General features: G+C 66.4%; 8 protein-coding genes. All 8 read left to right on the forward strand.

Annotated elements, in window-relative coordinates:
- Window positions 1-36: 36 nt before the first annotated feature.
- A complete protein-coding gene (eccB, locus tag ABZ420_RS04470) occupies window positions 37-1,590 on the forward strand; it encodes a type VII secretion protein EccB (RefSeq protein ID WP_357117012.1) in 1,554 nt (517 codons plus the stop codon).
- On the forward strand, window positions 1,590-5,594 hold the full coding sequence (gene eccCa, locus ABZ420_RS04475) for a type VII secretion protein EccCa (RefSeq protein WP_357117014.1): 4,005 nt from the start codon (window positions 1,590-1,592) through the stop codon (window positions 5,592-5,594). Before eccB ends, eccCa begins: the two co-directional genes overlap by 1 nt.
- A gap of 445 nt (window positions 5,595-6,039) precedes the next feature.
- Window positions 6,040-6,348, forward strand: a complete 309-nt coding sequence (locus tag ABZ420_RS04480; protein WP_357117016.1) for a hypothetical protein — start codon at window positions 6,040-6,042, stop codon at window positions 6,346-6,348.
- 43 nt (window positions 6,349-6,391) lie between these two features.
- Window positions 6,392-6,697 carry a hypothetical protein gene (locus ABZ420_RS04485; RefSeq protein WP_357117018.1) on the forward strand — a complete coding sequence of 102 codons (306 nt, stop codon included), beginning with the start codon at window positions 6,392-6,394 and terminating at the stop codon, window positions 6,695-6,697.
- A 400-nt stretch (window positions 6,698-7,097) separates the two neighbouring features.
- Window positions 7,098-7,367 carry a hypothetical protein gene (locus ABZ420_RS04490; RefSeq protein WP_357117020.1) on the forward strand — a complete coding sequence of 90 codons (270 nt, stop codon included), beginning with the start codon at window positions 7,098-7,100 and terminating at the stop codon, window positions 7,365-7,367.
- Between the two features lie 29 nt (window positions 7,368-7,396).
- Window positions 7,397-8,770 (forward strand): PPE domain-containing protein, encoded by a 1,374-nt coding sequence (locus tag ABZ420_RS04495; RefSeq protein WP_357117022.1) that lies wholly within the window; start codon window positions 7,397-7,399, stop codon window positions 8,768-8,770.
- Between the two features lie 67 nt (window positions 8,771-8,837).
- Window positions 8,838-9,647: an ESX secretion-associated protein EspG gene (locus ABZ420_RS04500; RefSeq protein ID WP_357117415.1), complete on the forward strand. Its 810-nt coding sequence runs from the start codon at window positions 8,838-8,840 to the stop codon at window positions 9,645-9,647.
- A gap of 34 nt (window positions 9,648-9,681) precedes the next feature.
- Complete coding sequence (locus tag ABZ420_RS04505) at window positions 9,682-11,262, forward strand: MinD/ParA family protein (protein ID WP_357117024.1); 1,581 nt, start codon at window positions 9,682-9,684, stop codon at window positions 11,260-11,262.
- Window positions 11,263-11,320 lie beyond the last annotated feature (58 nt).

Here is an 11,320-nt window from a genome sequence, read left to right on the forward strand (position 1 = left end):
GTGTGGTTGGCAGGGCGGCGGAAGGAACGGGAACCGGTGGCGCGCTTCCGGGTTGTGACGAAACACCAGATTTCCGGCTGGCGTTTTCTGCTGCGCCGGATAGAGCACGCGCTGGTCCGTCGAGACGCGTCGATGATCGATGATCCGCAACGTGGTCGCTCGACCGCCTTGTCCATCGGCATCGCGCTCGCGTGCGTGCTCATCGCGGGCGCCGCCGTGCTGGCCTTCTTCAAACCCGCCAAGAAGGTCGGGGACTCGAAGATCGTGGCGGAGAAGGACACCGGCGCGCTGTTCGTGCGGTTGAACAACCGGCTGTTCCCGGCACTGAATCTCACCTCGGCACGGCTGATCGTCGGTTCTCCCGACAAGCCCGTGCAGGTCTCGCGGGACGAACTGTCGAAGTACCCGCGCGGGCCGTGGGTCGGCATTCCCGGTGCGCCCGGCAGCATCGTCGACACCGACGAGAGGGATTCGTCGTGGACGGTCTGTGACACGGCGCGAACCGGTGCGGCCGCGCCGGTCAACCCCTCGACCGGCCTGCCGACTTTGAGCCGCTCCGCGGTGCGGACCACGGCGATCGGCGGTCCGCTGACCGTGGACGGCGACGCCAACCGCCCGCTGGGTGACGGTGAGGCCCGCCTGCTGCGCGACGACACCACGACCTGGCTGGTGTACGGCGATGCCGAGAAGGGCGTGGTGCGCGCCGCGATCGACCTCGCGAGCACCGCGGTGGCCATGGCGCTCGGCATCGACTCGACCGCTCCGGTCATGGCGGCTTCCAAGGGCCTTGTCAACGCGATTCCGGAGGCCCCTCCGCTGCGCGTGCCCGACGTGCCGGGCAAGGGCGATTCGATCACGCTGAACAACGGATTCACCACGCCGGTCGGGTCGGTACTCACCGTGTCGGCGCCGGATCAGGGGGCTTCCTACTATCTCGTCTCGCAGACCGGGCTGGTGCGGATCAGCACCGTGTTGGCGGCGATGGTCCGGAACGCGGACTCGCAAGGTTCGGTGTCCACTCGCGCGGTGGGGCCCGACGTGATCGCGGCGAATCTGCGCCCCGGACAATGGCCGGGCACCGCGTCCTACCCGGTCCGTCCGATTCGCCTGGTCGATCCCGAACGGTCCGGCGTGACCTGCTTGCATTGGGCGCGCACCGGAACCGATCCGAACGCGACCACCGAACTGTTGGTGGGCAGGCAATTGCCACTCACGAGAGACGAGCAGGGGCGCGCGGTGGACCTGGTGACCTCCGCCGCGTCGCGCGGCACCACCGCCGACGCGGCGTACCTGCCAAGAGACACCGGCCGTTTCGTGCAGGTCACCGGCGCCGAAGCGGGGTCTCCGCTGCGGGAATCGCTCTACTGGGTGTCCGACAGCGGCGTCCGCTACGGCATCATCGCCGATCCGAGCAGCAGCGGCGGTACCGATCCCTCCCTGATCGCCCTCGGACTGCGGGCTCCGGTCCCGGCGCCGTGGAGCATCATCTCCCTGTTCGCGGTCGGACCCGCTCTGTCCCAGAAGGAAGCTCGCATTCAACACGACGGAATTCCGAACAACAAGATCGTCGCCGGGCTGGGTGGTTCGTAGTGACCAGCACTCGCCGATTCGTCCGGCCCGCCCGGACGGTGCGCGGTCCGAAGGCCCCCGCCGTGACCGAGTTGCGGCTGCAGCCGCCGACCGAGCTGCCCAGGCCGGTTCCGGCATCGCGGCTTCGGATGATCATGCCCGTGGTCATGGTGGCGGCCATGTGCGGGATGATGGTCATGATGTTCCGCGGCGGCGGAACCATGAACCCGATGATGCTGATGTTCCCGGCCATGATGCTGGTGTCGATGTTCGGCATGATGGGCGGCGCGCTCGGGGGCAACTCCGGCGGCGCGGCGAGCCTCAACGAGGAACGCAAGGACTACCTGCGCAGCCTCACCGACAACCGTAAGACGGTGCACGCGGCGGAAGCCGAACTGTATGCCTTCCTGCGCTACACCCATCCCGGTCCCGACGAGATCGCCCGGCTGATCGGCGGCAAGCGGATGTGGGAGGTGCAGGTCGCGAGTCCGCAGTTCCTGCGGGTGCGAGTCGGCCGTGGGCGCATCGCCAACCAGGTGCGCGTCATCGTTCCCGAAGCCGCGCCCACCTCCGATCTGGACCCGGTCGGCGTCGTCGAACTGACCCGTTTCGCCAAGGCGTACTCCACGGTCGGCGGCATGCCCGTCGCGATCAATCTGCTGTCCGCGCCGCAGGTCGGCATCGACGGTGACCCGCAGCTGGTGACCGGCTTGATCCGCGCGATGATCGCCGAGGTCGCGGTGCTACACGGTCCGGACCAGGTGGCCGTCGCGGCAGTGCTGTCGGATCCGGACGCACCGGAATGGGCGTGGCTGAAATGGCTGCCGCACACCCAGCATCCGAACGAGACCGACGCCATCGGCTCCAGCCGGATGGTGTACCGCACCGTCGCGGAGCTGCGTACCAAGGTGCTCGCGGGGCTCAATCGCGGTCCGTTCTCGGCGAATTCGCAACCCACTCTGGATCGCACGCACTACCTGCTGATCGTCGACGTCGCCGGACCCGCGAGCGACCGCGATATCTCCGGCATCGATGGGTGCACGTGGCTACGGCTGGGGGTCTCGGAGCAGAATCTCCCGCGCGCGCTGCGCTTCACCGTCACCGAGGACCGCTCGCTGCACGAGGTGTCCCCGCGCGGGGTGCGGCGCGTCGGGATGGCCGATTCGCTGTCCGTCGCTGCGATGACGTCGATGGCGCGCAGTCTTTCGCCGTACCGGTTGTCCACCGTGGTGGAGGCGGTTGCCGCCGAGCAGGCCAGCGGCGGCACGTCTTGGGAGGAGATGGTCGGCGTCGCCGACCCCGGCGCTATTCGCGTCGAGCAGGTGTGGATTCGGCGTCGCGACGAGGACCGGGCACGTCTCAACATTCCGTTCGGTCACGACCCGGCCGGCGGTGTGGTCTATCTCGATATCAAGGAATCGGCCGAAGAAGGCATGGGCCCGCACGGCATGTGCATCGGCGCGACCGGATCGGGTAAGTCCGAATTCCTCCGTACGCTGGTGCTTTCGGCGGTGGCGACACATTCCCCGGATGTCTTGAACCTGCTTCTCGTCGACTTCAAAGGTGGCGCGACCTTCCTCGGATTCGACCGGCTGTCGCACGTGACGGCCGTGGTGACGAACATGGAAGAAGAAGCCGACCTCGTCACCCGTATGGAAGACGTGATCAACGGCGAAATGGCGCGGCGGCAACGCATTCTGCGTGACGCGGGCAATTTCGCCAGCGTCGCCGACTACGAGCGGGCAAGGGAGCAGGGTGCGGATCTGCGGCCGTTGCCGACGCTGTTGATCATCCTCGACGAATTCGCCGAATTGCTCGAGCAGTACCCGAACTTCTCGAAGCTCTTCGTAGCCATCGGCCGATTGGGCCGATCGCTGCGCATCCACCTGCTGCTCGCGTCGCAGAAAGTGCCGGCCAACCGGATGGGTGAGCTGGAAGCGCACCTTTCCTACCGCATCGCGCTGCGCACCAATCAGACCAGTGACTCTCGCGACGCGATCGGCACCGCGGACGCCTATCACCTGCCGAAGAAGCCGGGTGCGGGTTATCTGCGGGTCGGCTCCGGCGACCTCCAGCGGTTCCAGGCCGCGTACGTGGGCGAGAAATACTCTCCCCCCGCGCAGGTGTCGGCGGCCTCCGCGCAACGCGCGCGACGGCCCGGTGGCGGATACCGTCCGCCGCAACGCTTCACCGCCGGGCATATCGCCGACACTCGGCCCGCGGTGGTCGAGCCGGTGGTCGTCCAGGAAGCGGCCGAGGCCGCCGACGGCGAGTCGATCACCGTGATGGAAGCGGTGTTGCAGCAGCTGGCCCGGCACGGAAATCCTGCTCACAAGATGTGGCTGCCGCCGCTGGTCACGCCGCCCACCTTGGAGCGGATGATTCGCGCCGTGCCCCAAGGAGCGTTGCAGATGCCGTTGGCGCTGGTGGACAAGCCGCGTCAACAGCGTCAGGACGTCTGGTCGGTCGACATGTCCGGCGGTGGCGGGCACATGGCCATCGTCGGCGGTACGCAGTCCGGCAAATCAACTGCGCTGCAGTCGTTCATCCTGTCCGCGGCGCTGACCCATACTCCCGAACAGGTGCAGTTCTACTGCCTGGACTTCTCCGGCGGCGGCTTGTCGTCGTTGGTGAATCTCCCGCACGTGGGATCGGTCGCCGCGGCCAGGGACGGCGATCGCATCCGGCGCACGATCGCGTTGGTGACGAACCTGCTCGAGAGCAGGCAGTCGCTGTTCGCCGAGTTCGGTATCGACACCATCCGGAAGTTCCGCACGGTGCGGGACGGGCCGGGTGGGGCGCCATGGCTCGACCGTGATCCCTACGGTGATGTCTTCTTGGTCATCGACGGATGGGACGTCGGGTTCGGTACGAACGGCCCGTACTACGACGAATACACCCCCGTGATGGAATCCCTCGCCCTGCAGGGTTTGAACTACGGCATTCACTTGGTGGTGAGCAGTTCACGCTGGATCGCTATTCGCCCCGCGATCAAGGACCTGATGCAGACTCGCCTCGAGATGCGTCTGGGCGACCTGGCCGACACGACCTTCAATGTCCACCGCGCTGTGGTCGCGGCGATCCCCGCCAATCGGCCCGGCCGCTGCATATCGACCGATGGCCTGCACATGCTCACGGCGTTGCCGCGCATCGACGGGTTGGGAGAATCGGACTCGGCCGCAGAGGGCCTCGCCGCCGCGATCGCCGAGATCTCCCAACGCTATCCCGGCCGGCTCGCGCCGCAGGTCAAACTGCTTCCGCCGCAGGTGGGCATGGATGAAGTGCGTATGGGCTGGCCGGCGCCGCAAACGCTCGCTCAGCGTCTGATTGTGCCGTTCGGTCTCCGGGAATCCGACCTGCGGCCCGCGACGATCGATTTCAGTGTCTCGACGCACTTCATCGTGCTCGGCTCGACCGGGTCCGGAAAGTCCACCACCTTGGCCGCACTGCTGGATTCCATTAAACGGCAGTACGATCCGTCACAGGCGCGTGTGCTACTGATCGACTACCGGCGCAGGCATCTGGAGACGGTGCCGCAGGAGATGCTCATCGGGCATGTGACCAACGAGAGAGACGTGCGCGAGGCGCTACCGGCACTGGTGGAGAAGATGCGCTCGCGGCGTCCACCGGAGAACGTGACCACTCGGCAGCTCGCGGAACGGTCTTGGTGGACCGGGCCCGAGGTCTTCGTCGTGATCGACGACTACCACATGATCGCGCAACGTGGTGCGATGAACCCGCTGGAGCCGCTGAAGGACATCCTGGTCGACGGTCGCGACACCGGCCTGCACGTCATCGCGGCCCGCAACATCGCACAGGCGGACACCGCTCTGTACGACAACGTGATCGGCCAGATGAAGAACCTCAATTCCTCGGGTCTGATCATGGACGGATCGAAGCTCGACGGCGTTTTGATCAGCGACGTGCGAGCCACCAAGCAACCGCCGGGGCGGGGAATCTACGTGGAACCCATGAGTTCTCGCCGAGACCTCGTCCAGGTGGCCTGGGTGCCCCAGCAGATCTGACTTCGGCGTCCGTCCCAACGTTGGGAATAAATTACCGTTTTTCTTAGCAGCCGCTCGATCCGAGTTGGTAGTCACGCTCGATTGGAGTCTCGCCATGGCGCTCCCGGATCTCGGCATCGCGCAGCCGGATATGCGGGAGGCCGTGACCAGCCCCTTCCGGATCCCGCTGAAAGTCGGTGGGCGGCACCGCGGTTTCTCCGGGCACGGGCCGGGCCGTGTGGTGCCATCGCCCGTGACGCGGGACGTCACCGGAACGACGAGAGTCCGAGATCCGGCGGCGGCAGTCGTTCCCGGAGAAACCCAGGAGGTGCCGGTACTGCAGAAACCCCCGGTAATCGGTGTGGTCGACGTCGATGGCCCGAGCCGCGCCTCGACACACACGCTGTCAGTGTCCTCGGCGAATCCGTCCGAGGCAAGATAAACGCCTTACAGGATAGGAACAGATATGCCCATCGGCTACACCGGCGACCCGTCCGAGATCAACGCAGCCGCCAAGAAGTTCTTCACGCACGCCGACACCTTCAAGAATCACATGGGTATTCTCGAGGGCATCAAGATGGAGTACGCGCCCGCCGTTCAGGGCGCGACCGGAAACGCCATCCAGGCGGCAATGCAGGGTGCCCTCGACAAGGGCGGAAAACTGCATCAGACCTTCATGGAGATCGTCGACGCGCTGAACACCGCCGGCGCGAGCTTCGATAGCGAAGATCAGCAGAACGCGTCGCAGGTCAACAAGTACAACATGAATTTCTGATGCCGGATCAGCGCCAGAATACAATTGGGAAAGGTTTCGGAAAATGGGTTTGAAGAACGATTACGATGCCGTCGAGGGCCTGGTCATCCGTACCGACCAGGTGCTCAACAACATGATGGTCGACGCAGGTGAGCGCGACACGCTGGCCAAGCTGCTTGCGGAGAACTTTCAGGGTGATGCCGGTACCTCGAACGGTGAGCTGCAGACCCGGATCATGAAGTTGCTCACGCAGTACAACGAGGCGTTGACCCAGCTGAAGGCGGCCACGAAGACCGTCTCTGGCATCGACGGTCAGTTCCGCGTCGTGGACACCGGTCAGGCGATGCGGTTCTCGCAGATCGGGCTCTAGCGACCGCATGGTTCGAATCGCCATTCCGGCTCGGACCGATCGCGAGCCGGTCTGGTGAAGGTCGATCCAGCACGGTCAACCAATATTCGCTGTCGCCCTCGACGTGTTCGTTCACCCGGACATCGTCGAGGGCGATCGCATGTCTGGGCTGCCATTCGACCAGGGGGAAGGGTCGGCCAGTCGTGTCACGTGACGTTCAGTCGGTGTGTGGGAGTGGTTCTTTCACGGGCGGCGATGATGCGGCCGGGCGCGCTCGGTGCGCGGCGATTCGATGTCCCCATGATTGGGAATAGCTTAACGTTCTGATTGCACCGCTCGATGCGAGCACGGCGCCCTTCGTTAGGAGCTCTCCATGTACTTCAGTCTCACTCCAGGGCAACTTCCCGCTATCGCCGCGCAAATGAGCACCGGAACCACGGATCTAGCCGGGACGATGGTTGCGTCCGCTGCGGGTAGTGTGCCGCTTCCGCCGGGCTGCGACGACGTGAGCAGGCGCATCACCCAGGCATTCTTCGGCTTCGCCACCAACCTCTACGACAAGACGGCGCAGGGAGTGGGGCATCGCATCAACGCCGAGCCGCACCTGCCCGAGGTGGACGCCTGCTACTGCGCGGCGGATGCCTCTGGGGACATCCAGATCTCCGCCAAACGTGTAGCGTTCGGCGAGTAGTCGGAGCCGGTCGAGCGAAGGCCGATGCCATGGTCGATTACCTTGCGTTGCCACCGGAAGTGAATATCGCCCGGCTGCTGTCCGGGCCCGGCGTATTCGCGCTGGACACCGCCGCGGCCGCCTACACGGACTTGGCCGCGGCGCTGGCTGCCGCTGCGAGCGGAACGGACGGCTCGACCACCATGATGGGTGGGGCATGGCAAGGGCCGTCGTCCGATCGCGCTCAAGCGGCGTTCCGTCAGCACGCCGGCTGGTTGCACAGACAGGCCGTTGTGGCGGCGGATGCCGCGAAGTCCGTCGCGGAGCTGGGAGCGATTTTCGGCAGCGCGTCGGAAGCCATGACCGGGGTAGAGGCGTGGCTCGCGGAATGGTATGCGAAGCAAGCGGCCCTCGCCGCCGCAAGCACGACGCAGCTGGCTCCGCTCACCCTGGCGGCGATGGTGGCGAGTGAACTCGAGTACCTGGCCATCACGGCGGCCGCGGCAGCGGTGATGGTCGGCTACGACGCCGCGGCCACCGCCGTGCTGGTCGGGTTGCCGACGCCGGAAGTGCCCATGCCGATCGTCAACGGTGGTGGTCCGATCCCCGACGGAACGACCTACAACATGGTTTCGCCGGAGATCAAGAACCCTCTGGACACCGACACCCACACGGTTCAAACCGACGTGGGGAACCATCAGACCGGTGATCCCGGGGGTGATCCGACCAAGACCACCCCTGATCCCACCGATCCCAAACCGACCGATCCCACGCAAACCACGGATCCCACCCAGCCACCGGACACCACGCAACCGGTGGACACCACCCAACCGACCGAGCAGTTGCCCGACATGGACAACCCATCGTCACTGTCGGATTCGCTCGGCAATTCCTCGCTGGACGGCTCCGGCACCGGTTCGATGGACCAGCAGGGTTTGATCGGAACATCGCAGGACTCGACGACGCTGGCCGGGCTGTACGGCGGATCGGGCAGCATGGTCGCGCTGAGCATGACTCGCGGCGGGCTGAGTGCCCTGCCCGGCGCCGCGAGCGGTTTCCGGATGCCGTCCAACTGGTCCCTCGGCCGCGGCACCGCGTTCGGCGCCTCGCCGAATCCGACCGGGGGAGGGCCGGGTTCGCGTCCGACGGCACCGCGCGGAGCGACCGCGCCGAAGGCGCAGATGCGCCGGCGCAGGCGCGACGAGGACCGCGAGAAGTCGAAGGTGTTCGTACCCGGCGAACCGCAAGATGTCCCTGTCCTCGAGCAACCCCCGGTCATCGGCGTCATCGAGTACGGCGACGCCGACCGTCGAGACGAACTCGAAGAGCTCGAAGAGTCGGACAACGAGCAGTTGCTCCTGGTCGGTGTCATCGGAAGCGACGTCGACGAGTCGGCGACCGTAGACCCGGAACCCGCGCGGTGAGGTCCACCGTGGTCGAGTTCCAGTCCAAGGAGAGGAGGCTCGTCCCCTGGAAGCGGATCCGGTAGCGATCGACCTCAATGTCGATGCCGCTCTTCTGTTGAAAGAATTGGTCGGCATCGACTCGTATCCTCCGGTGCTGGCGCTGCTGCCGAATATCTATCGGCTCGAGGATCGAGAACGGGTACACGCCGTCGTCGCGCAGGAACTCACCGAGGTGGGCATCATCGACGGTGACAGGGTGCACCCGGTGGTCGAGCACTGGCTGCGGTGCCTGTACCGGCCGGACATGGAACTGGTGGCCAGGATCCTGTCCACCGGAGTGGACGGGGAACCACAGGGAATGCTGCGGTTTTCGCTGGTGCGCAGTGGCGACACGCACGTACTCGCCGTGCGCTGCGACGACAACGTGGTCATCCAGACGATGTATCAGGACGGTCAGAATCTGGACACGGTGACGGCCGCGCTGACCGCCGCGCTCGGTCCCGCGGAGGTATTGCGGTTCACGCCGATGACCACCACGGTCGAGCAGCTTCGCGAGGTACCGTCGGAACCGGACGAGCGACGACAGGCGTTGCTGGAGTTGGGCGCCCAGCCGCAAACCGCGACGGTGCTCACCAGGGCGCTGGACGAGGTGGCGCGCCGGGCCGAGATCGTGGTGATCGAGCACCGGGACGGCAGCTCGCCCGAGACCGATGTGTCGGTGAGCGTGCTCGACACGCTGTCGGGGCGGCTGATCGTCACCCCGAGCAGGGCGATGGATGGAGAGATATGGTCCACGTTCGCCCCCGGCGACGATGCGGCCTTGCGGTCGGGCATCGGGGCGCTCATCGACCTGTTGCCGGGTCGAAGTTGGTTCGACACAAGCAGACTGAACTGAACGTCGGACCGTGGTTGTGGAGAGGACGACGGAGATGAACCGAGCACCGAGCATCAACGGTCATTCGGCCGAATCCGCGCGCGCTCGCGGCGGTTATGACGCGTACTTCGCACCGACGAACGAGCTGACCGACGCGGCCGTCGCGCCGGGTCCCGCCCCCGAGGCCCGGCAGGACGCCGAGAAGTTCTCCCACGCCGACCCCGTGATCGGTGCGCCGCGTGAGCCGCAGGCGTCCGCCGGGGAATCCGAACCCCGTCCCACGCAGCATGCGGCGGTGACGCCGCCACCGAGTGCGAGCACGCCGCCACGGCAGGCGAATGCGCAGATGGCGCAGCCGAGCACGCCGCCGCAGGCGAACGTGCCCCCGCCGCAGCCGAGCACGCCTCCACCGCCCGCGAGCACGCCTCCACCGGACTACTCCGTAGCGCCTCCTGCGGCACCGCAAGTCGCGCAGAATCATTCGGCACACGAGCAGTCCGCCGAGCAGTACCGCGCGGAGCAGGCGGCCGCCCGGGTGTCTCAGGCAATCGCGCGGACCAATGCCGCATCCGCGAATGAGGAGTGGCAGTCCGGATCCGCGACGCCCTGGGTCCCCGAACGCGTCGACCACTCGGCGTACGAGCCGACCCCGCGGATTGAGGTGCTGCCCGCCGCGCTCAGCTCGATCGACCTGCTCGCCGACATCTCCGCAGCGAAGCGGGCGCAGCTGCGTTCCAGCTCCGGCATGCGCGGCGCGCTCAACAAAGTCGGCTTCAATCTGGGGCTTTCGCCGGCTGAGCAGCGCGCCGAGGACCGTAAGACGCGCATTCGGCGCCAGCTCACCACGACCTATCAGATCGCGGTGATCAGCGTGAAGGGCGGCGTCGGGCGCACCACGACCGCGGCGACGCTCGGCTCGACCTTCGCGGGCCTGCGCCCGGACCGGGTGGTCGCGATAGATGCCAACCCGGACTTCGGGGATCTCTCCACCCGCACCTGCAGGCATCCGTACGGCCTGACCCTGCGCGATCTGGCACAGGCACAAAACCTGGACGCGTTCTCCGCGGTGCAGTCGTTCACCTCGATCAATTCGTCGGACCTCGCCGTGATCGCTTCGCCGTGGTCCACCGAGGCCACCGAGGCGCTGTCCGGTCGCGAATACAGCACCGCCGTGGAAACCTTGCGCAAGCATTTCAATCTGCTGGTGGTGGACTGCGGGACCGGCGTGCTCGATTCGGCGACGGCGACGGTGCTGCAAACCAGCGACGCCGTCGTGGTCGTCACCCCGGCCACCGTCGGCGGCGTGACCGGCGCGGTGGCCACCTTGAACTGGCTCAGTTCGCACGGCTTGCAACATCTGATCGCGAAGTCGATCGTCGGCATCGTGCATCACCAGCCGTTGAAGCCGACCGTCGACGTGGACGCGATCGAGAAGCTGTTCGAAACCGCGCAGCGCCCCACCTGCGTGCTGCCCTACGACGCGCATCTGGCCGAAGGCGGCGAGATCGACCTGCGGCTGTTGGAGAAGGAGACCGTGCTCGCGTTCGAGGAGCTGGCCGCCTGGCTGGCCGATGGATTCCCCGGATACCTCTCCAGTGGCGCCGACAACCACGGTGACCGCGGAGGGTGGCGATGAGCGAGCCGAGCGTCAGCGAGGCGGAGGCATGAGCGAGCGTAGCGAGCGAGCAATCGGT

Source organism: Nocardia sp. NPDC005745 (assembly GCF_040630775.1).
Lineage (GTDB): Bacteria > Actinomycetota > Actinomycetes > Mycobacteriales > Mycobacteriaceae > Nocardia.

Excerpts from the sequence above, each read along its gene's own strand:
- ABZ420_RS04480 (WP_357117016.1), top strand. The coding sequence starts at position 6,040 with ATGCCCATCGGCTACACCGGCGACCCGTCCGAGATCAACGCAGCCGCC.
- ABZ420_RS04485 (WP_357117018.1), top strand. The coding sequence starts at position 6,392 with ATGGGTTTGAAGAACGATTACGATGCCGTCGAGGGCCTGGTCATCCGT.
- ABZ420_RS04490 (WP_357117020.1), top strand. The coding sequence starts at position 7,098 with ATGAGCACCGGAACCACGGATCTAGCCGGGACGATGGTTGCGTCCGCT.
- ABZ420_RS04495 (WP_357117022.1), top strand. The coding sequence starts at position 7,397 with ATGGTCGATTACCTTGCGTTGCCACCGGAAGTGAATATCGCCCGGCTG.
- ABZ420_RS04505 (WP_357117024.1), top strand. The coding sequence starts at position 9,682 with ATGAACCGAGCACCGAGCATCAACGGTCATTCGGCCGAATCCGCGCGC.